Here is a 26,740-nt window from a genome sequence, read left to right as displayed (position 1 = left end):
AGGAGTATTTGTACTTAATGAGAATCTATAGAGGTACAAGAGACTCTTGACTCAATGCCCAAAAAGTGCAGAACATCAGGAAAAGTAAATGCGGCAGGGATATAGAAAAAATCTCAGGATCGGTAGCCGATCTTCGGAAGTTCAGGTGAGATTAATTTCAATCTCCCAATCCCAAAGGGGAGTTCTCACCTCCATAATGCCCTGTTGATTTGGGAAATACATCAAACACCGCTATTTTACTTAACTACATCCAACCAAGCCAGACTTTTCAGGATTACAAGGTCAGTAAGCATCAATGTCGCAGTCTTATTTTGATACAGATAATAACGGACACAAACCTTTTGAGTTACCGGGAGCAAGACCACACTACAACCCCGATCGCCCCGGACAGGTAGAGCATATTTTTCTCGATCTCAGCTTGGATATTCCCAAGCAAAGCTATCAGGGCAGTTGTAGCATTCGCCTCTTGCCAATCCGTAATGGTATTGATCGTTTGACTTTGGATGCTGTCAACCTAAATATCGAGTCTGTGCAGGTGGACGAAGTGCCACAAAATTTTGACTATGACGGGGAACAGCTTTCTATTCAACTTTCTCAGGCAACCCAGATTGGTAAACGCTTGCTGATTGCGATCGCCTACTCGGTGGCAAAACCGCAACGCGGTATTTATTTTATTCAACCAGATAAGCACTATCCAAACAAGCCTACTCAAGTTTGGACTCAAGGCGAAGACGAAGACTCTCGCTTTTGGTTCCCCTGCTTTGACTATCCAGGACAACTATCTACTTCGGAAATTCGGGTCCGCGTTCCCAACCCTCTCGTGGCGATTTCCAACGGCGAATTAATTGATACCACAGAAGATGGTGATTATAAAGTCTATCATTGGTTACAGCAACAAGTTCATCCTACCTACTTGATGACTTTAGCAGTAGGTGATTTTGCTGAAATTCGAGATGAATGGAACGGTAAAGCTGTCACCTACTATGTAGAAAAGGGACGGGAGGAAGATGCTAAACGCAGCATGGAAAAAACCCCCCGAATGATCGAATTTTTGAGCCAAAAGTATGGTTATCCATATCCTTTTCCGAAATATGCCCAAGTTTGCGTCGATGACTTCATTTTTGGCGGCATGGAAAACACTTCCACAACACTGTTAACAGACAGATGTTTGCTGGATGAACGCGCCGCCTTAGATAACCGCAACACTGAAAGTTTAGTCGTTCACGAACTCGCACACCAGTGGTTTGGTGATTTGGTGGTGATTAAGCATTGGTCTCATGCTTGGATTAAAGAAGGGATGGCTTCTTACTCTGAGGTGATGTGGACAGAACAGGAATATAGTTTAGAAGAAGCAGCTTACTATCGTTTATTGGAAGCTCGTCGTTACTTAAGTGAAGATAGCAGTCGTTATCGCCGTCCAATGGTAACGCACGTTTACCGAGAAGCTATTGAACTTTACGATCGTCACATATACGAAAAAGGATCTTGTGTCTATCACATGATTCGGGCCCAATTGGGAGATGAGTTGTTTTGGCAGGCAATTCAAACATTTGTCCAAGATAATGCCCACAAAACCGTAGAAACAGTAGACTTACTCAGGGCGATTGAAAAGGCCACCGGACGCAATCTTTTGTTCCTGTTTGACCAATACGTTTATCGTGGTGGTCATCCCGATTTTAAAGTAGCTTACTCTTGGGATGGAGATGCTAATCTAGCAAAAATTACAGTCACTCAAACCCAAGCTGCTGAAGATAAAAATGGCAGTAAGGATTTGTTTGATTTAAAAATACCTATTGGTTTTGGCTATACCCAACAGGAAGAAGTCGGGAGTCATGGAAAATTCAGTACTTCATTCTCAGCACTCAAAACTTTCACCGTCCGGGTGAATGAACGCGAACAAAGCTTCTACTTTCCTCTAGAAAATAAACCCCAATTTATCAGCTTTGATGTTGGAAATAATTATCTAAAAACAGTAGCTTTAGAATATCCAATCGCGGAGTTAAAAGCACAGTTAGAATTTGATCCTGACCCGATTTCGCGTAGTTATGCAGCAGCAGCTTTGGCGAAAAAAGGTGGGTTAGAAGCTATCATTGCACTGTCTGCATCGCTAAAAAATGACCCATTGTGGGGTGTGCGGGTGGAAGTGGCAAAACAACTAGCCCAAATCAATTTAGATCAAGCCTTTGATGGCTTAATTGCTGGGTTAAAAGATAAAAATGCTTATGTGCGACGAGCTGTAGTGGAAGCACTTACTCAATTCAAAACTGCTGAAAGCTATAAAGTTGTGAGAGGGTTAGTGCAAAAGGGCGATCCCAGTTATTACGTGGAAGCAGCAGCTTCTCGTGTGATCGGGGCGATCGCCTCATCAAACTTGGAAGAAAAACCCAAGGAAGACAAGGTATTAAAGCTGCTGAAAGGCGTTTTAGAAGAAAAGGCGGGTTGGAATGAAGTCGTGCGGAGTGGGGCGATCGCCGGTTTAGCTGAATTCAAAACTTCGGAAGCAGCTTTAAATCTGCTAATCGAATACACCAAACTCGGTGTACCACAACCCCTACGTTTAGCCACAATTCGCGCTTTAGGAAAGATTTCCATAGGTCAAAGTCCGGCTAATTTGGAGCGGATTTTAGAAAAATTAACAGAACTAGCCAAAGAAAGCTTCTTTTTAACACAAGTGTCGGTAGCAGCAGCATTAGGACAAATGGAAACACCTAAAGCAGTGGGGATTTTGCGATCGCTAGCTGAACAAACAGCTGATGGGCGTGTACGTCGCTCTGCTGAAGAAGAAATTTCCAAGGTGCAAAAGAACATTGGTTCAGAAAAAACCCTGCGTCAATTGCGTGAAGATTTCGATCAACTCAAACAACAAAATCAGGAATTGAGAAGCCGTTTAGAAAACTTGGAGGCCAAATCTAAATAGCACTACATGACAATTAAAAGCAGGTAATTGGTAATTGTGGCAAAGCTATTAACAATTACCAAGGTTTTAGTTGATACTGTAATTTTATTGTGGACACATAAAATATTTTATTTTCCACTTAAATCACAGGTATAAATAAACATAATATCAAGATCCCCGGCTTCTAACATAAGTCGGGGATCTTTATGTTGTAAGCGGTTACTGAGTTTCAATTTGCATATATAGGTACATATTTATATTTTTATAAAAAATGGTTAAGAAAAGATAAAATCATCTAAAAGTTGGATAAGTAGTTGTAGTTTTATAAAGTATAATTAAGAAAAAGATAAACAAATCTAGGCAGTAACAGATGCTAAAATCGCCTCGAACACTATCCCCAAAGGGTAGAGTTCTAGTTGTTTTAGATAAAAGGCTACTGCTATCCTGAACTTACAACTAACTTGTGGGTCAGGAGAAAAACAATCATTGTAAATTTTTCAGTTGAAGAGGCAAAAAAAGGCGTGGGTCAGTATCAACCTGCTCAACTAAAACTCTATAATCCAGATGCGATCGCTCGCTACTATAGTTACCGTCCTTGGCTAGCCTGGGGGCGAGTGCTGAGAATTATCTCCTCCTTTGCAGGATTTATATTCGGTCTGAAGTGGGACGAGTGGCAAGATAAAGTTGAGCAGAACAAGAGTAAACGAGCTATCCAGTTGCGAGAACTGCTCACCCGCCTCGGCCCGACTTTTATTAAAGTTGGTCAAGCCCTCTCCACTAGGCCTGACCTGATACGCAAAGATTTCTTAGAAGAACTGATAAAGTTACAAGATCAGTTACCACCTTTCGATAATGCGATCGCTTACCAGATTATCGAAAGTGAACTAGGCCGTCCAATTCATGAAAGTTTTAGCGAACTGTCACCTCACCCAGTCGCTGCTGCTAGCTTGGGTCAAGTTTACCGGGGTCGTTTGGTTAGCGGCGAAGAAGTCGCCGTGAAGGTGCAACGCCCCAACTTACACCCGGTGATTACACGCGACCTATATCTGATGCGTTGGGCAGCAGGTTGGCTAGCTCCTTGGTTGCCTTTAAATCTCGGTCACGACCTCACTTTAATTGTGGACGAGTTTGGCACGAAGTTATTTGAGGAAATTGACTATATTAATGAAGGCCGCAACGCCGAGAAATTTGCTAGCAACTTCCACAATGACCCACAAGTAAAAGTTCCAGGAATTTATTGGCGTTACACCAATACCCACGTTTTAACCCTGGAGTGGATTGACGGCTTCAAGCTGACAGATACTCAACGCATCCGCGAAGCAGGTGTAGACCCAGAAGCGATTATCCAAATTGGTGTTACATCAGGATTGCAACAGCTTTTAGAATATGGCTTCTTCCATGCTGACCCTCATCCCGGCAATTTGTTTGCTGTGCCCGATGGTCGTATGGCTTATATTGACTTCGGCATGATGGATCAGTTGGAAGAAAGCACCAAAGAAACACTGGTCGATGCGCTAGTGCATTTGGTGAATAAAGACTACACCGACTTAGCCGAAGACTTTGTAAAATTAGGGTTTCTGACTCCAGATACGAATATTTGCCCGATAGTGCCAGCATTAGAAGCGGTGCTAGGAAACGCTATTGGCAAAAATGTCAAAGATTTTAACTTCAAAACTATTACCGATGAATTTTCGGAACTGATGTATGAATATCCTTTCCGAGTTCCGGCAAAGTTTGCTTTGATTATTCGTTCTCTAGTTACCCAAGAAGGTATTGCCCTTAGCCTTAACCCCGATTTCAAAATTGTGGAAGTGGGTTATCCCTATATAGCGCGGCGGTTGCTGACAGGGGAATCGCCGGAATTACGGCGACGATTATTGAATGTGTTGTTCAAAGATGGTAAATTTCAGTGGCAACGGTTAGAGAATTTGATTGCTATCGCTCGTACTGATAACAACTTTGATGTATTGCCCACAGCTCAGATGGGGTTCCAATACTTAATGTCGGAAGAAGGCAAGTTTCTCCGGCGACAGTTAGTGCTTGCTCTTACCGAAGATGACCGCCTGCACACCGAAGATGTCCAACGCCTGTGGAACCTGGTTAAAGATGACTTAAAACCGGATCGTTTATTAAATGTAGCGATCGGTATTTTAACAGAGTTATCCAGAGAAGGGGCAGCCGCTATCTTGCCAAAAGCGACATTACTTGGGTCTTTTGCTGAGAACCAGTCAACAAATAAAAAGTAAAAAATCTTTAATATAAATTAGGAGTTTTCATGTATTATTTTCCTGAGCAACCGCCTTACTTTCTCCTACTTGTTGGCTTTTTGATAGCATTAACATCTGGTTTAGCATTATCTGGCACTTTGAAAGTAATTGTGCAGAAATGGCCAAGCGAACGAACAGAAAATACTCAGCCACGTTCTTCACTGAAACAATTACTTGTACCATTTATCGGCATAACAGGCGGTACTTGTCTATTTATGTCTTCAGGTTTAGAGATATTTGGCTTTCCCTCATCCTTGGCTTTAGGAGTCGGTCTACCAATTAGTCTTTTTACTTGTTTGCTAGTTTGGTTGCAGTTGGGAAGTATGATGACTTTTATAGAACGTGAAGGTATGCAATCTTTAGATTTAGATTCTTTTTCTTAGAAAAGAGTAGGAAATTAATAATTTAAAATTAAAGAGAGTTTCAGACTCTCTTTAATGTTTATTGAGCAATTCTATGCTTGAAGTTGCGATACTTTAGCTTAATATTGTTTATTCTTTGCTGAATAAAGCTACTAGTGGACTTTTGCAGAAGTGTTAGCTTGCTTGGGCGCTTAAAGCTTTGAGGACGTTTTTCAGGTGATTTTAAATAGCGATAATATAAGAAAACATCGCGGTAAGCAATATCAACATCTTCACCCCCACAAAGCCTCGTAAAAGCTGAAGAAGATACACTCATATAGTGTAAGTATGTCAATTTCTGCCCTTGATCGTAAAGAATATTATCTACAACATCAAATTTAGAAGTCCAATGGCAACCAGTCGCTTTACCGTGATAGGCGTAATTGTAGTAAGAAATTCCACTACGTAAAACTAAATAGTTGAGAACTGTTTGATCGGAATCTGCCCATGCTAGTGCATCAGCTTCACCTGCTTCTAAGTTTGCTAGTAAAGTTGCTAAATTAGCATCGTTAAAAACACCCTTTTTAGAAGCAAACCAACCAGAACAAAAAATTTGATTCCTAATATCTTCTATAGGAAAAATCTTTGCTAGCTTATCTTCTGTCCAGTTGAAAATATAATTCAAATCAGATCTATATTGAAAGTCATTCGTAATCCAATCATATTCATCCAACTTTTGATAAACATCATCGAGTGATTTCATCAATAATGTATCTCCATCAAAGAAGATAAACTTGTCAAATGGGCCATCTAGACAGCAGAGTTTTCGATGTCTTTCTATGCGATAATTCTCTGGCAAACCATACTCTCGCCATAGCTTTAACGCCCTTGGGTGAGCTTTCCAGATACGAGAGCCAAAGTCCTCCCAGTAGGCTATGGAATCAGAATTTTCAAATAAAGTAACATTATCTCTAGATGCAATTTCTGCCTTGACTTTCTCTAGCTGGTCATTATATGGAATTACACAAACAGGAATTTTTCTACCAGCATTAGCTTCTATGCTGTTGAGCAAAGCAACTAGTTGGTCATAGACAACATCATTCGCTAAGGTGTAAATACCATCAATCATTGGGATACTCCTAATATTAAGTACGCGCAGAAACAAAGGGAAATAAACGGCGAGTCAGTTTGGGAATGAAGGCAAATTTACCCTCATGGAGATAGCGATAGTGTTCCCACAATTGCCAATAGGGACTACCAGTTTTCATCCGCGTACCAGCCCAGTGGAGATATTTTAGTCGTTGTCCTCGGTCATAGAGGGCGTAATCTTGCTGTTGGAAATTTTGCGACCCTGCCCAACTACCAGGCCCTCCCCCAGGAATTTTGACGAGATTTCCACGTTTAGAAATTAGTTTGAGAACAAGATAATTTAAAATTGGTTGGTCTGTAACTCCTTCAGAAAAATCGAAATATTCACGATGTGCTGCACACTCGCGCAATGCTTGATCCATTTGTTGTTCGGTAATAACTCCTTTTCTCGAAGCCCAAAAACCGCTGTTGAAAACATCTTGAAGTTGGGTATCGGAAAAAATTTGCTGTTCTTTCACAAATGGGGAAAAAATATTTCGCAGCTTTTCATTAGCATGATGGTAATCACAGCAGAAGAAATCGACTTCTGAAAGTTTGTCCAAATTGTCGGCAATTTTTTCAAAAACGACAATATCCGTATCAATATAAATAAATTCATCTAAAGGCCCAAACCACGCCACCAATTTACGCATTTTGTTGGGTAAGGCGAGGAAATCTCGGTCAAAAATTTCTCCGATGCGTTTGGTAAAGGTATCAATAAGTTCTAAATCTGGGAAAATTTGGACGTTGTGTAAGGTAGCAAGCTGTTCTGCTACCTTGTGGTAATTGTCATTAAAAGGTATGAGATAAATAGTAACTTCTGGGTCATAGTAACGAATGCTATTCAGTAGAGCAATAGCATTATCGATAACGCGGTCATTGGCAACTATATAAATGCCCCTACTCATAAATTATCCTTGGTTAATTAACTTAAGTTTTTGCAAAGCTCTGGTAAGTAAATTTGGCGCTGGAGCGTCATTATAATTTTTCGGAGGATTGGTAAATACTGGACGCTTTTCTGATTCGTGTAAGTAACGATAATAGAGAAATAAATCTCGATAGGGAAACTGAATATTTTCTCCAGCACAGACTGCTTGATTGATATTAGGAGGAATCCCAATGTAATGGAGATAAGTTAGTCGATTACCGCGATCGTAAAGAAGATGTTCTCGTTCCTCGAAGTGTTTGGAGCTAGCAGAACATCCTGTTTTTTGATTATCTGGCAATTGGCGAGCAAAGTTATAAATAGAAAGATTAGACCTCATTACCATGTAGTTGATTAATGGTTGTTCGCCAGCACCACCATACAAAATTTCTGACTCACCATTTTGTAAATGTGATATTAGCCAATCTCTTTTTTCTGAGTCAAATAGCCCTTGTTTTGCGCCATAAAATCCTGAGCAAAATATTTCAGAATCAATGCGTTTTTGCTCAAAAACTTTTAATAATTTGGGAGAATTAACATTATATATTTTACTAACGTCTGTAAATTGGAAATCGTAGACAACAAAATCATAACTATCTAGCTTTTCAAACACTGCTGCAAGTGAGTTCATCACCAAGGTGTCTGCATCTAAATAGATAAACTTCTCGAATGGGCCATCAAAAGCGCAAAAACGACGGTGAGCGCCATAAAGACGGGATTTACTCCGATTCAATCGTTCTGGGGCTGCTGCCAGCATAAATTGATCCCAGCGGTTGATTGATTCTTGGTCATCGTAAAGAAATACATTAGGGCGTTTAGCTATTTCGTCAGCAATCCGTTGTGTCCGATCGTCGAAAGGATAGATACAAACAGGAGTTTCTGGCCCTAAGATAACATCAATACTGTTGAGCAAAGCCACCAGTTGATCGAAAACATAATCATTGCCAAGGGTACAAATACCATTCATAATTTATGAGTGTTGATCGACAAAGTTTGATAACCAGTTAAGCAAGTTTAATTTGTGTAAAATGATTTGACGTGCTTCTGCGATCGCATCTTTGGCAGCATACCAAGCATCAGGTGTAGCTGTCACTTCTTGGATGTAAGCAATGCCTTTTTCATCTAAACTGGGCAACCGCAAAAAACTACCTGGTGGCAATAATTTATCAGCAGCCGGGCCACCATAGTAAATTGGTAAACACCAAGCAAGTAAACTATCCCAAAGTTTCTCACTCACATACCAATTATTATCAGCATAGTTTTCAATTGCCAGATTGTAATAGTATGGTGCCATTCCATACCATTTGTTACCTAGTTCTCCCGAACTGTTCGCCCATTCTGGTAAGTTACGCCCATACAAATCAAATTTTATACCACTAGATTGCAAAGATTGTAAAAAATCTAAACGCTGGCGATGGTTGGCTGTGCGGCTAATTCCCGAAGTAATCCAACTACATGGAGCGACTTTTGGAGGCGGCGGCATTTCATTTAAATCTTGAAATGAATTTGAGTGATACCAAATAGCAGGCATATAGTCAGGAATGGGAGCAAAATCATCGGGACCAGAAACGTAGCCGCAATACTTTTGGGCTTCTTGATAATTATGATTAGTTATTTTTACAACCTCATCTAAAGGCGGTTCTCTGAGCAAATAAATAATCCGCTCTTTGTTAACACCACGCAGTAGAGATTCAACATTTACTACTGGTTTTTGCTGCTGTTTGCGAAAACTATCTAACCAAGATTTTTGCGGCGATGCTTGGGGAAAATCAAATTGATATAGCAACATAAAATCTGGCTTTTGTGCCATTTTCAACATTTGCATGTTCTTCCAAACACCAAAGTAGTGCGGAGTTTGTTGCCATAACCAATCTTTGTTTTTAGCAAGACCTGAATAGCTGCTAATCATGCCAACAGTTTTAATAGTCATAAATCGTATTTATTCGGTTATTTTTGTACCATTAACCCAGAATTGGTGGACGCTGATCTTCTTCTAGGTAGCTTAATATTTTGGTAATTCTATTCTCCCAAGAAAATTGCTGGGCAAAATCTATACTAGCTGCATAACCCTCTATTTTCCTGGGATAAGTTTCTAAAGTATGTTGAATAGATTGGGCAAGTTTATGCGGGTTATCTGGTGTACACCAACTGGCAATCAAAGGCGATGTTTTGAATTCCATTAAGGGTGGAATCTCAGTTGCAACTATAGGAGTGCCAGCAGCCATGTACTGAAAAAACTTAACTGGATTCGTGAAATCTGCTGATTTTCCAGCGCAGTGAGGATGAACCAAAATATCAGCTGCTTGAAATAAGCTGACTAATCGTTCTCGTGGAAGTATCCAGCCTAATAATTTAACGTTTTCGACATTTTTATCTCTGGCTATTTGTTGATATGCTTGTACTTGTGCTTCTGTTCCTCCTGTGATTACAAACTGAATTTCTGGCAATTCTTTAGCAGAATCAATTAAGAGATCGACTCCTTTGAAAGGGTACAAAGCACCTGAATAGACAACTAAATGCTTCCGTCCATTGATAAGTAATTCTTGCCGCCACCTTTCGGTTTCTTCGGGCTGTCTGATTAAAAATGATTGATTGAATCCGTTATGTAGCCAAACTACTTTTTCGGGTGGCATTCCATTTTCTATTAGGCTTTGCCGGATGGGTTCTGACTGAGTTATGGCTATTTTAAAATAGGGGCTGTGGATGATGTCCTGCTCAAATTTTCGGTCTTGAAAGTAGTGACGTTCATAGATTGTAGGAACTTTATTTTTGACTGCGGCTTTCACAAAGTTCCAATCTCGTGTATGGACAACTTTAGTATGAGGTAGGATATGAACTGGTAAATAATATTTGGTTACTACTGTACTGGAGTTAGTAAATTTACCACCTATTTGATCGATAGGCCAAGGCATTGGCAATGCCGCAATTTTGAGCTTTTCTTGAACATCGTAAAATTCGATAAATTCTCTGCCGGGTTTTTTGGGTTGATAAGGATAAATTAACGATAGTAAATTAACAGAAGAATTTTTTTTATCTTGATAAATTAAAATTGAGGAGTAGCCTAAGTTAGCTGCGGCATTGGCACAAAGAACATCATGAATTTCGTGTGCTGTGTCCGGCTTTAATGATAGCTCTCCTGTGTAAAAAATATATTGATTTTTCTTTGAAAAATTTATCATTTTTTTGGGGATGATAGGTTTTTAAAGATTGTGGTATAAGTACTTTTGTTCCTGACATTAACTAAAATTAAACTTTATTTTCAAAAACTTTTAATATATCTAATAGGTAAATAGCAGATTGATAAGATTCTGCAATTAATAGATTTTGTTTTTGGGGTTCGGATTCTAATTTATCGGCTAGCAAGCGCAGAGAGCTAATGAGAGGATAGAGACACGTGCGAAACTCATCCGAGATATGACTAAAGTTTTGATACTGGTTATGTTCATCCTGATTTTGGTCTATATCTGACGATAACTGCCAGTTAATTTTCAGGTTAACTACATCGCTGAAGAGATCGATGGCGTTGAGAACTCTTACAGATGAGTTGTATGATTGGTCAATTAATTCCTGCCGCTCTTGGGAATTGTCTACTAGATCGTCAACTAATAATCCCAGGAAACCAATCATTGAGTTAAGCCTTGTACGCAGTTCGTGAGAAATGCGGTTAAAGCTAGGATTAGTTTTGGTGGAAACTTCAGTCTGTCCGACAAATTGCATTGAGTAGAGGCGTGAGTAGTAGCCACCTTTTTGTAAAAGTGTTTCATGGGTTCCCACTTCTACCACCTGTCCTTGATCTAAAACGGCAATTTGATCGGCTTTTTGGACTGTGGAAAGGCGGTGAGCAATTACAAGGGTTGTGCGATCGCGACTTAGATCGTCGAGTGCAGCTTGTACTAAGCGTTCGGAAACGGTATCTAAAGCGCTGGTGGCTTCATCTAAAATCAAAATTTCTGGGTTTTGCAGGAGGGCGCGAGCGATCGCTAATCTTTGCCTTTGTCCACCAGACAACATGACGCCGCGATCGCCAATTTGGCTGTCTAACCCTTGAGGTAATTTATCAATAAATTCATAAGCATTGGCTCGTTTGGCTGCTGAGATAATTTCATCTTCTGTAGCTTCAGGTCTTCCATAAGCAATGTTATTTCGCACCGAGTCATTAAAGAGAAATGTATCTTGACTGACAATTCCCATCTGTGTTCTGAGAGATTTGATATCAAAATCACGCAGGTCTGTGCCATCGATAGAGATCCTGCCAGATGTCGGATCGTAAAATCTGGGTAAGAGGTCAGCCAAGGTTGACTTACCAGCACCAGAACCACCTACCAAAGCGAGAGTTGTAGCACGGGGTAAAAATAAATTTACATCTTTCAGTACTAACTTTTCATGACTAGGGTAGGCAAAGGAAAGTGAATTAAAACTTATTCCTTTTTTTAATTCTGTGTAGATAACATTACCGTTTTTCATAAACGGCTTGCGATCGCGACTTAAAAACTCAGTTACTATTTCTACGCTAGTAGCACTATTAGCAAAGCTACTACGAAGACTATTTAACTGAGATACCAAAGGCAGCAGTCGCAGTAATACTAATAAATATGTCAGTAGTACTGTAGAAATGAAAGAAACCTGGTTGGCAAAGAAAGCTTTACTCAAGAATACAATCATAAGTAAGGCTATAACTCCCATTACCTCACTTATCGGCCCGATCGCTTGTGAGTTTACTTGAGATTGAAAATCTGCTTTTTCGCGATCGCGGATTAATTTGGTAATCTTTTGATATTCTCTGTCTTCATTAGCAGTTGACTTTACCAAACGAATTCCATTCAATGTTTCTAAAACACTGATTGAATAAGAGGTAGACATTTCTGATAGTTGTTGACCAAATTGTTTCGCTCTACTAATTGTGTATTGATTGATTAATGTTATAAAACCCAACAAAATTGTTGCTGCGATTGTTAGCTGCCAAGAAATGGCTAATAATAAGGCAACGAAAACTAAAATTGTAATTATTAAAATAATTAAATTGATAATACTCCCGATAGCGCTAGAAGTGCGGGCAGTTTCCGAACCAAGCCGATTAATAATATCGCCTACTTTCGTTTTTGAATAATAGTCTATATCAATATCTAGCAATAACTCTAAACTAGCTTCGCGAATATCCGCATTTAATCTCCGAGTGAAAACACTCGATGTTAAAATACTAAAATAACTAGATAAGTTTTTTAATAAAATTATAAATATAATTGTTCCAGCCATTCCCAAATTACGATAATTTTCGGGAAGATTATCAAATGGGAACATCACAGCTTTGAGAATCGGAGGAAAACCAGTTAAATCTACTGGTTGTCCGACAATTCTCAAAATTACTGGCACAATCAAAGTCACACCGACACCATTAAATAAAGCACCAGAAAATCCCAACAGCATTGTTAGGATAATTAAACCTGGATAGGGTTTGGCGAATCTTAGTATTAGTTTTCTGGTAGACATTGGGTATTTTTATGCAAATTTAACTTAATTATTAATATTATTCACAACTGAGCAATTACTGACTTGAGCGTAGAAGCCATAGCCTCTATGCTATAGTGTTCGACACATCTTTCTCTTGCCTTGATAGCTTTCTGGTTTGCTGACTCTAAATTCTGAAAAATCAATTGAATTTGTTCAGCAATTTGCTCAGGACAACCAGGCTCCACTAAATAACCAGTATCACCTAAAATTTGGGGAATATCTCCAACACGCGTTGATAATACAGGTTTAGCCATTGCCATCCCATCTGTCAACTTCAAGGGAAATTGAGCGCGAGTTTCTGGAGTATCTCGCTGGGGAACAACTACAATGTGAGCAGCTGCTACCAAATCAGGCATAACGTCGGCTGGATACTTAGGTAATTTGATAATCCAACGTCCCCACTTTTGTTGAAGTTGTTTATCATAATCATCATAAGGACTACCACCTACAATTACTAGTCTCAAGTCTGGTTGATTAAGTTTATCGAGCGCGATGAGAACATCTTCTAAACCTTTATAAGGTCTTGGCGCACCGGGAAACATTAAAATGCGATATTCAGATAAACCATAACGATTCCTACTGGACTCAGCATCATATTGAGCCGGATCGAATAAGGAAACATCTTTGCCATTCGGAACCAATGTACCACCAAAACGCTGCTGCAAAAATTTAGTATGCACTGTCACAGCATCAGCGTGACTTACCAAACCTTCCATCCATTTCACATATAAAGTATGATGAGGATTTTTTAGTGCGCCCTGTGGTTTCAATAAGTCCCTAGCTAATTCTTTGGGTGTAGGATGATAATGCCAGTTATCACCGCCATGCCAGCTGAGTTCCCAATCATCTATGTCTAAAATTAATGGCTTTCTAGTGAATATTTTCCTTAATAGTCCAACTCCAAAACTTGCTATTTGTGGTTTGATAGCATAAATTATATCGCCATTTATTTTTGGTAAAATTTTTTGAATTTCTCCAAAAAAGTCTGGAAAGTCTTTGCCTGGTAAGTTATAAACGTTGAATTCGGATGGTAAATTTAAATAGAAGTTATTTCCAAATAAAAAACCCATAATTTCAACTTCATATCCTAACTGATTGAGAGCTTTTGCTATCAAGTATGCACGCAGAATCGCTGCACTTGATAAATCTGAAACCAACAAGGATATTTTAGAAAATTTTCTCACTATTTTTATACTGGTTATTATTTAATTTTTCAAGGATTTGTCAGCTGTTGCTAAATCTGCAAATATTAATTTAATTTGTTTTGTAGGAGCTGGAGCAACTAAATAAATTAGGTGTCAATCCATCAAGATACAAAGTTTTTCTGAGGGATTTTTAATATTTCATGGTAAAGTGTCAGCATCTCTGAAGCAACAGTATCCATTGTACGTACTGGCTGGATACCTTGACGTAATTTAGCTAGTAAATTGCCGTCTTTGGCTAAAGTTGCGATCGCTTCAGCCCATGCTTGGACATCCTTGGCTGGAACTAACCAACCATCGATCCCATGACGGACTAACTCAGCAATCCCTCCTAAATTTGAACCTAGTACGGGAATGCCCATAGCTTGCGCTTCTAAAGCAACTATGGGCCCAGTTTCTAACCACTGCGATGGTATTGCTAGTATATCGAAACCGGCTAATGCCTCTGGTACTGCTTCGCGTGAAAGTGGTTCAGCAATCCGAATCCGGCGATCGCGAGATGCGATCGCCATAACTTTTTCACGATTGGCAGCACCGTATTTTCCCGGATGAGTAGCATGAAGAATTAACTCTACAGGTACATCATTCGGTAGACTATGTACCGCTTCTACTAAAACTTGTACCCCCTTAGTTTCTTGCCAGCGGCCCAAAAAGCCGATTTTTAATGTAGAGTTTTGTAGTTTATTTGGTGTTACTTCACGTTTGAAAGTATTAGCAACACCTTGTCGAGAGACAGTAAGTTTTTCGGAAGGAACCTTGTTTGCAACAAAAGCATTGTATTGCCAATTACTCGTTACAACAATGCGATCGGCTAGTTTTGCTAGTTGCATCAAATTACGTCTATGTTGAGACACTAGGGTAGGAATACCAAGAGTTTTACCAAGTAGACGCAGCTTGAAATTTTTAGAGGTAAGTAATTTTGTTTCTGCTGCTATGCCAACATCCAAGGGAATTTGACCTAAAGCCTTGAGCATCCAAGGCGATACTTGTTTTGCTACTCCCAAACATTGACTACAATTAACAGAGTCAATCAACCCATTGCAAGGTTCTTCACCCCAGCGCATCATCGTACCACGCAGACATATAGGCTCAGGTATGTGGACGGTGACTATAGTAGCCATCCCTAATTGGCGGGCGAGAGCTAGATGATGTAAACCGCAGTCAAATCGCCATGAATGTTGATGGTAGACATCGGCTCGATTGTTTTCTAGCCAATTAGCAAAATTTTTAAAGCCGCCGTGGGGTAGCTGCTTGTGTACCTCTATCTTACTGGGGTTGGGAAAAACAGGATAACGATAAACTGAGATGCCATTGTATTCGTAGCTATCTTCTTCTGTACCTTGTTTAGGAGCAGCAACAATACTTTCTAGTCCATGTACTTGTAAGCCATGCAGTAGTGAATCTAAGTATACTTCAGCACCGGCTGATGTATCAGGAAAATACCAGCTAGTTGTATGGATTAGCTTCATTTATGAACCTGCAAAGAAAAAATTGGAAAGCTCATCTTTTTTTACCACGATTGATTGCTCTATTTAATCTTTATTAACATCTATCTTTTATAAATAACCCAAAGTGAATCTATAAAATTCCGTATTATCCGTATTAATAGTTAGTATGTACAAATAAAATTTTCGATGACTGATTTGGTGTTTTTGAGTAAAAAAGACAATTTAGGACAAAAAGAACAGAATAAATCTAACTTAGCTTTTACACTTCCTCCCAGAGAAATTTTACTGATATACCCAAATCATAATTTATAGTTACTTATCATATTTTTAAGTATTATTACGGTTGTGTACTATCATAGTATTTATGGACTTTCTCAACCTTTTCTCACTGAGATATTTAAGATTGCTGATAAATTCCAAAGTACTTATCTTGAAAGGGAGATATTAATGCAAGTAATCAGGCTTGAGGCACTCTCGGATAACTACATATTTTTGCTGGTGGATCGCCAGCAACAAATTGCTGCGGTTGTAGATCCAGCAGAGGCTGAACCAGTACTAAAGCAACTTGCACAGTTAAAAGTTGAGTTGGTAGCGATTTTCAACACACACCACCACAATGACCATGTAGGTGGCAATCAGCAATTAATAGAACACTTCCCGCAACTAACAGTCTACGGTGGCGTCGAAGATCGCGGGCGAATTCCCGGACAGCAGGTGTTTTTGCAACAAGGCGATCGCGTCCAGTTTGCAGATCGCATAGCTGAAGTTATTTTTGTCCCCGGACATACCCGCGCTCACATCGCTTACTACTTTCCCCCCGAAAAAGCTGGTGAGACAGGCGATTTATTCTGTGGTGATACCTTATTTTCTGGCGGTTGCGGTCGTTTGTTTGAAGGAACACCAACCCAAATGGTGGATTCTTTAACCAAACTGCGCTATCTACCAGATGATACGCGTATCTGGTGTGCCCACGAATACACTTTAGGAAATTTGCAATTTGCCCTAACTGTAGATGGCGACAATGCCGACTTACAAAAACGCTTCAATGAGGTGAAGGCTTACCGTAGTCGAGGAGAAGCTACTATACCCTCGCTGCTGGGAGTTGAGAAGCGAACCAATCCTTTTTTACGTTGGGATCAGCCATCCTTACAATCAACTGTTAAAGGTAGCGATGGAGTGCAAACCTTTGCGCGGATACGGGAAATGAAAAATAACTTTTAGGCATTGGGCATTGATTTTTCTCCCCTGCTCCCTCATCCCCCATTCCTCCAACTTTCTAGCGCTAATAGTTGCGATCGCACCCTTCCTTTCGCTAGGATCTGTAAGCTTTAAGGTATGGGCAAAGCTACTTGGGAAAATATACTCATTTCAGGAGTTCTAAGTTCTGAAAAAACACTAGTTATTCAGGACTCTTGACTCCGCACTGGCTCAACGCCCTGCTACCGCAACAGCACTGGCTCAAGGCCCCGCTACTGCTAACAGCATTGTTTTAGTGAGCTATGCTGCCCAAACCCACCCAAATTAATCAGATTTTACAGGAAAAACGAAAAACGATGGCGAAACGTGTGCAGTTAGTTTTAAATCAGGATATCAGCAAGCTAGGAAAATCTGGCGATTTAGTGGAAGTAGCTCCTGGCTACGCTCGTAACTATCTGATTCCCCAGAAATTGGCAACCAATGCCACTCCTGGTATTCTCAAGCAAGTAGAACGCCGTCGCGAGCAAGAGCGTCAACGGCAATTAGAACTCAGACAACAAGCTCTTGAGCAAAAAGAATCTTTAGAAAAAGTTGGCAGCTTGACAATTGCCAAGCCAGTTGGTGAAAACGAAGCAATTTTCGGTACTATCACCACCCAAGATGTTGTAGATGCAATTAAGGCAGCCACTGGTCAAGAAATCGATCGGCGTGGAATTACCATCCCCGATATTAACCACCTTGGTACTTATCAAGCCGAAATCAAGCTGCATTCGGAAGTAGCGGCGCAAGTCGATATTCAAGTCGTAGCTAGCTAGGAGACAGCAGTGGGAGCATAGAAAGCAGGGAAAATAGGGGTAAATACAAACTCCAAACTCCTGTACAGACGCGATTAATCGCGTCTCTCGCAAAATCTCAAAACTAAAATCGTTTATGGCTGAAGAATTGAGTTTTCAAGGCGATGGTAGCGATGCCTACGGCGGTAAACTAAGCCTCCCACCACAAAATATTGAGGCGGAAGAAGCGATTTTGGGGGGTATTTTGCTAGATCCAGAAGCGATTAGTCGAGTTAGCGATCGCCTTCTTCCCGAAGCTTTTTACATTAGCGCTCACAAAGATATTTATCAAGCTGCTGTGAGGCTCCATGCCCAAGGCAAAGCCACAGACTTGCTCTCAGTCACAAGTTGGCTGACCGATCATGATTTGCTTGCCCGAATTGGTGGGAGAAATAAATTAGCAACTCTGGTAGACCGCACAGTGTCAGCTGTGAACATCGATGCCTTAGCAGGGTTAGTCATGGACAAATACCTGCGGCGGCGCTTAATTAAAGCTGGCAATGAAATTGTACATCTTGGTTACGAGACAGAAACCGAGTTACCACAAGTTTTAGATCAGGCAGAACAGAAAGTTTTCGGTGTTACTCAAGAGCGTCCCCAATCGGGTTTAGTTCACATTTCTGATACTCTAATTAATAATTTCCAGGATATTGAAGATAGAAACCAAGGTATTGCCTTACCTGGAATTCCCTGCGGATTTTACGATTTAGATGCAATGACCAGCGGCTTTCAGCGTTCTGATTTGATTATTATCGCGGGCCGCCCATCAATGGGAAAAACAGCATTTTGCTTAAACCTTGCTCATAATATCGCGGCTTCTTATAAATTACCAGTTGCTTTTTTCAGCTTAGAAATGTCAAAAGAGCAACTGACGCAACGTTTATTAGCTAGCGAAGCGCAAATTGAAAGTAGTTATTTGCGAACTGGCCGCCTGAGTCAAACGCAGTGGGAACCTTTAAGCCGTGCTATTGGTATCCTTTCCGAGATGCCAATTTATATTGATGACACGCCGAATATTACAGTTACACAAATGCGTAGTCAATCAAGAAGACTGCAAGCTGAAATTGGAACTGAATTAGGATTAATTGTAATAGATTACTTGCAATTGATGGAAGGAGCAGGTGATAATCGCGTACAAGAATTATCAAAAATTACGCGACAACTCAAAGGTTTAGCGCGGGAATTATCTGTACCAGTTATTGCCTTATCTCAGTTAAGTCGAGGAGTGGAAGCGCGTACTAACAAGCGTCCCATGTTATCAGATTTAAGAGAATCCGGTTCGATCGAACAAGACGCGGATTTAGTAATCATGTTGTACCGCGATGAATATTACTCTCCCGATACTCCCGATCGCGGCATTGCAGAAGTAATTATAGCTAAACATCGCAACGGACCTACAGGAACTGCGAAACTTTTGTTTAATCCACAGTTTACAAAGTTTCAAAATTTAAAAATTTAGCCATTGAATTGGGGATTTGGGAGTGGGTACTGGGAAAAGCCAATGCCCCATGCCCCATGCCCAATGCCCCAATCTTTACTTAACTCCCAGCAATTCCACATCAAAAATTAGAGTTGCATTGGGTGGAATTACGCCACCAGCACCACGAGCGCCATAGCCTAACTCCGATGGGATGATTAACTGACGACGACCGCCTACTTTCATAGTGCTAAGTCCTTCATCCCAACCTTTGATTACCTGTCCAGCACCGATTTTAAAGCTGAAGGGTTGACCGCGATCGCGTGAACTATCAAACTGAGTACCATTTTCTAGAGTGCCGACATAGTGAACTTCAACCGTTTGTCCAGGTTTAGGAGTCGCCCCAGTCCCCTCTTTTAACTCCACATACTTTAATCCAGAGGGAGTGGTTACGGCATTAGCATCAGACATAGTATTACTCGCAATTAAGATATTGTTTTCAGTTACAGTTGTGGATACTGGCGGCGTTTGGGTTAACTCGGCAGCAATGGCAGTATTCTGTTTACTTCCTACTTGCCCCACAACCAAAAGCACAACACACACCAGCATGAACGCCACGCTGAGGAAAATTGGTTTCAAAATCAGTTCTCCTTACTTAGGTATCCTGGCAAAAAGATTACCAACAGGACACATTTAGTTTAAATCACAAAGGACATTCTAACGCCAAAGCTTATTTTCTAAATCGCGCAATTGCCGCTCTAAACGGTCAATTCTACCCCTCAACTCGTCCACTTCTGACTGGCGAGCCACCCCCAAATCCTGCATCATATTTCGCATTTGCCGTTGCATTTGCACATCGAAGTTCCCCTGTTCCGACTTTAACTGCTGGGCAATATCATCTATTACCGCCTTGGCTTGCTCAGGATTGAGTTTACCGTCTTTGACTAAATCATCGCTGACTTGCCGCAGTTTTTCTGCGACTATAGACGTTGTACCAAGGCCTACCATCATTAGCTGTTGCAACCAGTTGTTGTTATCCATATTCCCTTCCTTTTATCTTATTAACCAGCCGACTCTTGCTCCTGAGTTTAGGCAATCAAGCTTCTTAAAGCGTAGTTATTCTAGCCTACAGCTCTATTTTGGCAAATTGGCAAGCACAAGGATAAGGATCAAAGGGCGTGATTACACAACTCCTCAAGTTTAAGGTTGCCCAAATTTACCTATTTTGCGATGTCAGAGGCAATTCCCTATAAATTACAAAGCTCACACTCACCCCTGGCGGTGAATGTGAGTTGTTTATGGGAAGATTTTATCTAGAAGGAGGCACAAATTAGGATAATAGCGATCGCTGAATATCTAAGATTGATCGTTAAAGGAGAAGTTAAATTTGTGTACGCCATTTCTGAAAAGCGATCTCGTAATCCTCTGATTTACTCTGATAAACACTCCACCAATGAAAAAATAATCCTAACCCCCATCCTAATACTGGGAAAATAGCCCAAAAATAACTAGGACTAGTGATTAAATTTAAGAGAATGAGGAATAAATTCACTGCTAGGAAAGAAACAAAGTGTGTCCAAAAGGCTCTGCGTCGGAAAGTATTAAATTTGTGTCGTAAACGTTTCTCTTCTTGTTGAGCCAACCACTTTTGTTCAGTTGCTTCCAAAATATTAGAAGAAATACCTAACTCAGATGCCATTTCTAAAAGCTGTTCTCGTGAAAATTCACCTTTGTCTTTACGAGTGAGTGCTTTTTGCAGGATTTGTTCTACATCTTCTGAATCGTAAGTCATTTTAATTACCTTATAAGTTTGTGTGTAAATGCGCCTTTGATTTCCCGAAATTATCAATCCGCTTCGTTCAATTCAATTAGCAAATGCATCCACATTTTGCACCCAATACTTAGTGATATTCACAACACTATTATTTTCTCACAATTGATTTAGGGCTACTGTATTTGTCAATACCTCTATAATTGCTTTGATAAGAGCGATCGCTGTTACGGCATTAAGCCAAACATTGCCATTATGGAGTAAAGAAGGCTGTTAGCTGGATTCCAGGTAAAGAGATCCAACTACATATTGCTGCCTCAATCGAGTAAACATCGCTAAAATCACTCTTTTGAATTTCCGAAAATATTAAATTTAATGGAAGATTTAAAATATCAGCAGAGGTGTACGCTACCTAGTATTCTGTCAAGTTTGATTTGATAGGTTGTGCAATGTGCGACTTATTCTTGAAACCGCTCTCCAAACCTCTCCCCGTTGGCGTCAGCCTGCCGTTAGGCAAGCGGGGAGAGGGCTTTAAGTCTTGCTCTCCTTCCCTACAAGGGAAGGGGCGGGGGGTTAGGTTTGAGAGAAAGTTGCACACCGCGTTAGGTTCGTAGTTTGTGCTTTAACGCTAACTACAAACAATCCGCACCTCTCAATTATTTCTTGACAGACTAGTACATCACGGCGTAAATACACCACCCCTGACGCTCGATGACTCGCTAACGCTGCGCTAACGGGTGACGCTCTCTACGAGACGCTAAAAGCGAACGCAGGCTCGCTAACGTTGCGCTAACGGCAGTTCCTCATGGGGGGAACCCCCTTGGCGCTAGCCTCTCCCTTTGGGAGAAGACCGGACTGCCTCACCATTCCAAATCAACGAAACTCTTACGCTGTATTCATTTTGACTTTTGACCGTGCCAATTTTAGACTTTAGATTGAGAATTTTTTAATCCAAAATCCAAAATTTAAAATCCAAAATCAGTTGGCTTTTGACTTCCGCCTTGCGGTACTAGTGGGAATGCGTCAATAGAGGACTCAATCAATGGGATATGTAATTGCTACTGCCAATATGAAAGGTGGTGTTGGTAAAACCACCCTCACCGTCAACTTAGCTACCTGTTTAGCTAAAAATCATGGCAAGCGGGTGCTTGTACTTGATTTAGACAGCCAAATTAGTGCCACACTCAGCTTGATGTCGCCTTTAGATTTTGCCAAGCGTCGGAAACAAAGTAAGACATTTAGGTATCTGATAGACGAAGTTATCAATCCAGACCCACAAGCAAAACTTACAATTCAGGATATTATTCAATCCCAGGTTTGTAATCTTCCCGGACTAGATTTATTGCCAGGAGACATCGATTTATATGATGAATTTGTTGTTTCAGAAATGCTGCATCAGCAAGCAACTGCTTTGGGAGAACAGGACTTTGAAACGATTTGGAATCGCTTTGAAAGGGTCTTAATTAATAACATCTTAAAACCAGTACGTCAAGAATATGATTTTATCCTTCTCGATTGCGCCCCTGGCTATAATCTATTGACTCGTAGCGCTTTAGCCGCTAGTGATTTCTACATACTCCCTGCGAAACCAGAACCATTATCTGTAGTAGGTATTCAACTCCTAGAAAGACGGATTGCCCAATTAAAAGATAGTCACGGACATGAAACCAAGATAGATATAAAAATGTTGGGAATTGTATTTAGTATGTCTAGCGCTAACCTGCTCACTGGCAGATACTATAAACAAGTAATGCACCGCGTTGTAGAAGATTTTGGTGTCGAAAAAATTTGCAAAGTACAAATACCAGTTGATGTCAACGTTGCTAAGGCTGTTGATAGTTTTATGCCAGCTGTTTTAATTGCTCCTCAATCAGCAGGTTCAAAAGCTTTCTTGCAATTAACTCAGGAGTTGTTGCAAAAGCTATAGCCCTACTTAATCATTGATGAACAACATAATTTCTGATTTATTAAATTAGAGATATGAATTGTAAAGACGCAGCAATGCTACGTCTTTACAAGGGTTTCAGGCAATGAATAATTAATTTCTGGAGCTGTCTATTAAATTAAGTCGGAAATCTGAACCTTTCGATTTTCACAAAGGTCTAAAGAAAGAGAATTTATATTTACTCCGTGAGAAACAAGCTACGTGGAACAAATCTCAAATCCCAAAGTTAAAATTCTTTCTTGCAGAAAAAGGCTTTAGGTATGGGGTAAATCTAAAATCTAAAATCTAAAATTCACAATTCAGTGACAAATGAGTTATCCTTTTCTAAAGTTCAGCAGTTATACGGAAGCTATAATCGGTGAGATTCAGCTATTGAGTGAAAAGGTCAGTAAATCTCACTAAGAAACAATGGTTAGTAATGATTCTGCACGGGCGGAGAACAATCAACACTTGCTAATGCGCCTACCACGGACTCTAAGTTATCTCGAAACCTGGGGCTTCGGGTTAACTGGTCATGTTGGATGGATTGGTACTGCCCCCATCATTCATGCAGCGTTAGGCCCAAAAGCTATCTTAGTTTGGTTTTTTGGCACGATTATTTCCTTTTTGCTTAACTTGCAAGTACAAAGTCTAGGTAGACATTGGTTAGATGTTGCTGGAGGGACACCAAACTATACCACAAGGTTATTAAAGAAATTTCCTAGCTTAGGCCGTTACGTAGCATTAGGATACTTTTTTAGCTGGGCAGCAGCACCAGCACTGTATGCGATTATTCTCACTAACTTAATTAAAGTCAATTTTGAAACATTAGGTATTTATTGTCCAGAAACTTTCTTAAAAGTTTTATTTACAGCCATTCCATTCATTTTAGCGTTCAGTGGCACCCGTGCTTTGGCGCTCCTACATTTATTTTTTGTATTTCCAGCAATTTTATTACTGTTAGTGTTTTGTGTCCAAGGCGTATTATGGTTAACCTTCTCATCTGCTAATTTTAATTTTCTCCCAATTAGCACACATAACTTGAGCTTTCAAGAATGGGCAAAGTGGTTTTTTCTAGCTAGCTATTCAATTTATGCTTGTGAAACCACTTCTTCTTTTGTTGCTGATAGTCGCCACCCATATAAAACTTTAAAGTTTTTAACCGTAGCTGCTTGGTTAATTCCTCCGGTGTTTCTAGGTGGTTCTTGGGTATTAATGTGTTCTGCTCCCAATCCAACAATAGGTGACGATGTATTCTTAAATCTGGTAGCGGCTTCTAAACCTTTTTGGGGTGAATCTACCTCCTTTTTAGTAACACTTCTGATTACTATATCTTGCCTTCTAAGTTCTGCTACAGCAGTTTCTAATTCTCCTCGGATATTATATCAGCTTGCCTTAGATAGACAGCTTGCTCCTATATTTGCATTAGTTTCCCGTCAAGGTGTCCTTGTCCCTGCTATTTTAGTTACCTTTCTACTCAGTTTGCTTTGTCTAAATTTGGGAAATATATCTCAACTTGTCACAGTAGCAGGCACCTGTTATCTCATGTCTATTATGGGTCTACATCTGGGATTATGGATGTGCCGTGGTAAACCGCACGTTTTATGGCCTTGGTTGTCGCTTGGGTTTTTCTTGATAGAAGCAGTAGTTCTAATAGTGGGAGGTTTAGCTTGGAACTGGAGAGATTTCTTAGTGGGATTATTATTACCCATTATTTTGATGCTCGGAGATTTATTACTACGCCGCTTAAGATTTGCGCCATTACACCCAAATTGGTGGACACAGCGTTACGATACTAAGTCTAGTAGAAATAATCCAGATTTTGTAGTATTACAAGTGATTGTTTTAGTATCATTAATTTGTATTACTGCCACAATCAGTTGGGTTATTCGCGATTTTTTAGATAGACTTTCTAGTAATCCTCAACATTCTTTTTTAGCGATTTTATTAGTGACGCTTTCTTTTACAGGGGTTGCGATCGCTTGCTGGACAACTTTACCACAAATTATTGCTATTGATGAAGCACGCAAACAAGCAAGAAACCTATTTATCACTACTCTCGATACCGTTCCCGATACTGTTTTAGTATTAGATGAAGACGGGACAATTTCTCAGACAAATGCTGCTGCTGAAGAATTATTTCAGACAAGTGTTCAGCAGCTGCTTGGACAAAACTTGAGTCAACTTCTAATATGCTATCGCGGTAAACCTGAGCAATGGTCTACTCGGAGTGAGCAAAGCTTGAAAATTAACCAAGGTTTGCGAATTGTTGAATCGACGATTTCACAGCCATTTAATTCTCTGCTGCGAGAGTATATTGTGATTGTTCGTGATATCACTAAACGAAAGCTAGCAGAAGAAGAATTAGTCCAGTATCGTTATCAGCTTGAGCAGTTGGTGCTAGAACGCACTATTGAACTGATTAGAGTTAATCAACAACTTCAACAAGACATTGTTAAACGTCAAGAAGCACAAGAACAATTACTGCACAATAGTCTTCATGATGGGCTAACTGGATTACCTAATCAACGATTATTTATGGAGCGGGTGCAGCAGGCAATAGAACAGGGTAAACAGCAAAATAATTATTTATTTGCTGTACTCTTCTTAGACCTAGACCGCTTTAAAGTTGTTAATGACAGCCTTGGACATCTACTAGGAAATCAACTTTTGATTGCAATTTCTCATCGGCTAAAGTCAGTTCTGCGAGGCGGAGACATAGTTGCTCGTTTTGGCGGAGATGAGTTCACAATCTTAATTGACGAAATTGAGGATATTAACACCCCAATACAGGTGGCCGAGCGAATTAAAAAGGTGCTAGCTTTGCCATTTCAATTAAATGAGCATCGGGTGTTTACTAATGTTAGTATTGGCATTGCTTTAAGTAGAGCAGATTATGAGCAAGCAGCGCAAATTCTACGCGATGCTGATGTGGCAATGTATTGTGCCAAATCACTTGGTAAGGCACGTTATGAGGTTTTTGATCCAAAAATGCACGAGGGTGCAGCTTTACTCTTAGAGTTAGAAACTGCTCTGCGAAATGCGCTACTCAAGCAAGAAGAATTTCGCCTTGATTACCAACCAATTATTTCACTAGAAACTGGCAAAATTATTGGATTTGAGGCACTGATACGTTGGTATCATCCAGAACGAGGGCTTATTTCCCCTCAAGATTTTATTCCTTTGGCTGAGGAAACTGGCATGATTGTTAGTATCGGACAATGGGTGCTTTATGAAGCCTGTTACCAAATGCAGAAATGGCATAAACAATTTCCTACCTCACAACCTCTGACAATTAGCGTAAATTTTTCTGGTAAGCAAATCACACAACCTGATGTGTTTAAACAGGTTAAACATATTTTGCAGCAAACTGGACTTGAGCCATGCTATTTGAAATTGGAAATTACTGAAAGCTTGTTGATGGATAATTTTGAATTAGCTACCACCGTCCTTTCCCAGTTAACAGCGCTGAATGTCGAGATGCACATGGATGATTTTGGGACTGGCTATTCATCTTTGAGTTATCTACATCGCCTACCAATCAAAACCATTAAGATTGACCGCTCTTTTGTCACTAGTATAGGTAGTCGAGGAGAAAACTTAGAAATTATTCGCGCGATTGTGACATTAGCCCATAATTTAAATATGTCTGTAACAGCAGAAGGCATAGAAACTTTAGACCAATTAGCACAATTGAAGGCTTTACAATGTGATTATGGGCAAGGGTATTTCTTCTTACCACCTATGGAACAGGCAGAAGTAGAAATACTACTTGCTGCGAACTTGTGCGGAAAAAACTTTTTAAAAAGATAAAATCTTGGGAGCAAATTCTGTTTAGAGAAACACTTTTCAAACTGAGAAATAAATTTCACTTGCCAATCTA

General features: G+C 40.1%; 19 protein-coding genes. 8 read left to right on the top strand and 11 right to left on the bottom strand.

The window, feature by feature from the left end; translation table 11 throughout:
- Positions 1 to 295: 295 nt before the first annotated feature.
- The 3 genes from HWQ42_RS33785 to HWQ42_RS33775 all read left to right on the top strand — a co-directional run bounded on the left by HWQ42_RS33785 (position 296) and on the right by HWQ42_RS33775 (position 5,546).
- Positions 296 to 2,917: a M1 family metallopeptidase gene (locus HWQ42_RS33785; RefSeq protein ID WP_292820093.1), complete on the top strand. Its 2,622-nt coding sequence runs from the start codon at positions 296 to 298 to the stop codon at positions 2,915 to 2,917.
- A 500-nt stretch (positions 2,918 to 3,417) separates the two neighbouring features.
- A complete protein-coding gene (locus tag HWQ42_RS33780; protein WP_292820090.1) occupies positions 3,418 to 5,142 on the top strand; it encodes an AarF/ABC1/UbiB kinase family protein in 1,725 nt (574 codons plus the stop codon).
- Between the two features lie 29 nt (positions 5,143 to 5,171).
- A complete protein-coding gene (locus HWQ42_RS33775) occupies positions 5,172 to 5,546 on the top strand; it encodes a hypothetical protein (protein WP_292738399.1) in 375 nt (124 codons plus the stop codon).
- Between the two features lie 58 nt (positions 5,547 to 5,604).
- On the opposite strand, the gene HWQ42_RS33770 is transcribed toward HWQ42_RS33775, so the two are convergent.
- The 8 genes from HWQ42_RS33770 to HWQ42_RS33735 all read right to left on the bottom strand — a co-directional run bounded on the left by HWQ42_RS33770 (position 5,605) and on the right by HWQ42_RS33735 (position 15,736).
- The gene (locus HWQ42_RS33770; RefSeq protein WP_292820088.1) at positions 5,605 to 6,633 is read right to left on the bottom strand and encodes an Npun_R2821/Npun_R2822 family protein; all 1,029 of its coding nucleotides are present in this window, start codon (positions 6,631 to 6,633) and stop codon (positions 5,605 to 5,607) included.
- Between the two features lie 16 nt (positions 6,634 to 6,649).
- Positions 6,650 to 7,540, bottom strand: coding sequence for an Npun_R2821/Npun_R2822 family protein (locus HWQ42_RS33765; protein WP_292820086.1), 891 nt, complete (start codon positions 7,538 to 7,540; stop codon positions 6,650 to 6,652).
- A gap of 3 nt (positions 7,541 to 7,543) precedes the next feature.
- On the bottom strand, positions 7,544 to 8,524 hold the full coding sequence (locus HWQ42_RS33760; protein WP_292820084.1) for an Npun_R2821/Npun_R2822 family protein: 981 nt from the start codon (positions 8,522 to 8,524) through the stop codon (positions 7,544 to 7,546).
- Between the two features lie 3 nt (positions 8,525 to 8,527).
- A complete protein-coding gene (locus HWQ42_RS33755) occupies positions 8,528 to 9,487 on the bottom strand; it encodes a glycosyltransferase family 10 (protein WP_292820082.1) in 960 nt (319 codons plus the stop codon).
- A gap of 31 nt (positions 9,488 to 9,518) precedes the next feature.
- Positions 9,519 to 10,736, bottom strand: a complete 1,218-nt coding sequence (locus HWQ42_RS33750) for a glycosyltransferase (RefSeq protein WP_292820081.1) — start codon at positions 10,734 to 10,736, stop codon at positions 9,519 to 9,521.
- Positions 10,737 to 10,803: 67 nt separating this feature from the next.
- Positions 10,804 to 13,044 (bottom strand): ATP-binding cassette domain-containing protein, encoded by a 2,241-nt coding sequence (locus HWQ42_RS33745; protein WP_292820079.1) that lies wholly within the window; start codon positions 13,042 to 13,044, stop codon positions 10,804 to 10,806.
- A 41-nt stretch (positions 13,045 to 13,085) separates the two neighbouring features.
- Positions 13,086 to 14,249: a glycosyltransferase family 4 protein gene (locus HWQ42_RS33740; RefSeq protein ID WP_292820077.1), complete on the bottom strand. Its 1,164-nt coding sequence runs from the start codon at positions 14,247 to 14,249 to the stop codon at positions 13,086 to 13,088.
- A gap of 122 nt (positions 14,250 to 14,371) precedes the next feature.
- Entirely contained in the window at positions 14,372 to 15,736 is a 1,365-nt protein-coding gene (locus tag HWQ42_RS33735; RefSeq protein WP_292820075.1) for a glycosyltransferase, read from the bottom strand.
- A 426-nt stretch (positions 15,737 to 16,162) separates the two neighbouring features.
- Here HWQ42_RS33735 and gloB point away from each other — a divergent pair, with 426 nt between their 5' ends.
- The 3 genes from gloB to dnaB all read left to right on the top strand — a co-directional run bounded on the left by gloB (position 16,163) and on the right by dnaB (position 19,204).
- Positions 16,163 to 16,936, top strand: a complete 774-nt coding sequence (gene gloB, locus HWQ42_RS33730) for a hydroxyacylglutathione hydrolase (RefSeq protein WP_292738407.1) — start codon at positions 16,163 to 16,165, stop codon at positions 16,934 to 16,936.
- Between the two features lie 332 nt (positions 16,937 to 17,268).
- On the top strand, positions 17,269 to 17,727 hold the full coding sequence (gene rplI / locus HWQ42_RS33725; RefSeq protein ID WP_094352304.1) for a 50S ribosomal protein L9: 459 nt from the start codon (positions 17,269 to 17,271) through the stop codon (positions 17,725 to 17,727).
- Between the two features lie 115 nt (positions 17,728 to 17,842).
- Positions 17,843 to 19,204 carry a replicative DNA helicase gene (gene dnaB, locus HWQ42_RS33720; RefSeq protein WP_292820073.1) on the top strand — a complete coding sequence of 454 codons (1,362 nt, stop codon included), beginning with the start codon at positions 17,843 to 17,845 and terminating at the stop codon, positions 19,202 to 19,204.
- 75 nt (positions 19,205 to 19,279) lie between these two features.
- Here dnaB and HWQ42_RS33715 read toward each other — a convergent pair whose 3' ends face one another.
- The 3 genes from HWQ42_RS33715 to HWQ42_RS33705 all read right to left on the bottom strand — a co-directional run bounded on the left by HWQ42_RS33715 (position 19,280) and on the right by HWQ42_RS33705 (position 20,954).
- A complete protein-coding gene (locus HWQ42_RS33715) occupies positions 19,280 to 19,801 on the bottom strand; it encodes an FKBP-type peptidyl-prolyl cis-trans isomerase (protein WP_292738409.1) in 522 nt (173 codons plus the stop codon).
- 78 nt (positions 19,802 to 19,879) lie between these two features.
- A complete protein-coding gene (locus tag HWQ42_RS33710) occupies positions 19,880 to 20,203 on the bottom strand; it encodes a phasin family protein (RefSeq protein ID WP_094352173.1) in 324 nt (107 codons plus the stop codon).
- A 340-nt stretch (positions 20,204 to 20,543) separates the two neighbouring features.
- A complete protein-coding gene (locus HWQ42_RS33705) occupies positions 20,544 to 20,954 on the bottom strand; it encodes a 2TM domain-containing protein (RefSeq protein ID WP_292738410.1) in 411 nt (136 codons plus the stop codon).
- 1,021 nt (positions 20,955 to 21,975) lie between these two features.
- Between HWQ42_RS33705 and HWQ42_RS33700 the strand changes: the two genes are divergently transcribed.
- Both HWQ42_RS33700 and HWQ42_RS33695 read left to right on the top strand, forming a co-directional pair.
- The gene (locus tag HWQ42_RS33700) at positions 21,976 to 22,860 is read left to right on the top strand and encodes a ParA family protein (RefSeq protein WP_292738411.1); all 885 of its coding nucleotides are present in this window, start codon (positions 21,976 to 21,978) and stop codon (positions 22,858 to 22,860) included.
- Positions 22,861 to 23,286: 426 nt separating this feature from the next.
- Positions 23,287 to 26,670: an amino acid permease gene (locus HWQ42_RS33695; RefSeq protein ID WP_292820071.1), complete on the top strand. Its 3,384-nt coding sequence runs from the start codon at positions 23,287 to 23,289 to the stop codon at positions 26,668 to 26,670.
- Positions 26,671 to 26,740: the final 70 nt, after the last annotated feature.

This window comes from Nostoc sp. JL23, assembly GCF_017115065.1.
In the GTDB taxonomy this organism is placed as follows: domain Bacteria; phylum Cyanobacteriota; class Cyanobacteriia; order Cyanobacteriales; family Nostocaceae; genus Nostoc; species Nostoc punctiforme_A.
This window is presented reverse-complemented; position numbering and strand designations above follow the sequence as displayed.

What these genes read in the sequence shown, in the direction of transcription:
- HWQ42_RS33705 (WP_292738410.1), bottom strand. Translation starts at nt 20,954, where the DNA reads ATGACTTACGATTCAGAAGATGTAGAACAAATCCTGCAAAAAGCACTC.
- HWQ42_RS33745 (WP_292820079.1), bottom strand. Translation starts at nt 13,044, where the DNA reads ATGTCTACCAGAAAACTAATACTAAGATTCGCCAAACCCTATCCAGGT.
- HWQ42_RS33760 (WP_292820084.1), bottom strand. Translation starts at nt 8,524, where the DNA reads ATGAATGGTATTTGTACCCTTGGCAATGATTATGTTTTCGATCAACTG.
- HWQ42_RS33695 (WP_292820071.1), top strand. Translation starts at nt 23,287, where the DNA reads ATGGTTAGTAATGATTCTGCACGGGCGGAGAACAATCAACACTTGCTA.
- HWQ42_RS33700 (WP_292738411.1), top strand. Translation starts at nt 21,976, where the DNA reads ATGGGATATGTAATTGCTACTGCCAATATGAAAGGTGGTGTTGGTAAA.
- HWQ42_RS33755 (WP_292820082.1), bottom strand. Translation starts at nt 9,487, where the DNA reads ATGACTATTAAAACTGTTGGCATGATTAGCAGCTATTCAGGTCTTGCT.
- HWQ42_RS33735 (WP_292820075.1), bottom strand. Translation starts at nt 15,736, where the DNA reads ATGAAGCTAATCCATACAACTAGCTGGTATTTTCCTGATACATCAGCC.
- HWQ42_RS33770 (WP_292820088.1), bottom strand. Translation starts at nt 6,633, where the DNA reads ATGATTGATGGTATTTACACCTTAGCGAATGATGTTGTCTATGACCAA.
- rplI (WP_094352304.1), top strand. Translation starts at nt 17,269, where the DNA reads ATGGCGAAACGTGTGCAGTTAGTTTTAAATCAGGATATCAGCAAGCTA.
- dnaB (WP_292820073.1), top strand. Translation starts at nt 17,843, where the DNA reads ATGGCTGAAGAATTGAGTTTTCAAGGCGATGGTAGCGATGCCTACGGC.
- HWQ42_RS33775 (WP_292738399.1), top strand. Translation starts at nt 5,172, where the DNA reads ATGTATTATTTTCCTGAGCAACCGCCTTACTTTCTCCTACTTGTTGGC.
- HWQ42_RS33765 (WP_292820086.1), bottom strand. Translation starts at nt 7,540, where the DNA reads ATGAGTAGGGGCATTTATATAGTTGCCAATGACCGCGTTATCGATAAT.
- HWQ42_RS33750 (WP_292820081.1), bottom strand. Translation starts at nt 10,736, where the DNA reads ATGATAAATTTTTCAAAGAAAAATCAATATATTTTTTACACAGGAGAG.
- gloB (WP_292738407.1), top strand. Translation starts at nt 16,163, where the DNA reads ATGCAAGTAATCAGGCTTGAGGCACTCTCGGATAACTACATATTTTTG.
- HWQ42_RS33785 (WP_292820093.1), top strand. Translation starts at nt 296, where the DNA reads ATGTCGCAGTCTTATTTTGATACAGATAATAACGGACACAAACCTTTT.
- HWQ42_RS33710 (WP_094352173.1), bottom strand. Translation starts at nt 20,203, where the DNA reads ATGGATAACAACAACTGGTTGCAACAGCTAATGATGGTAGGCCTTGGT.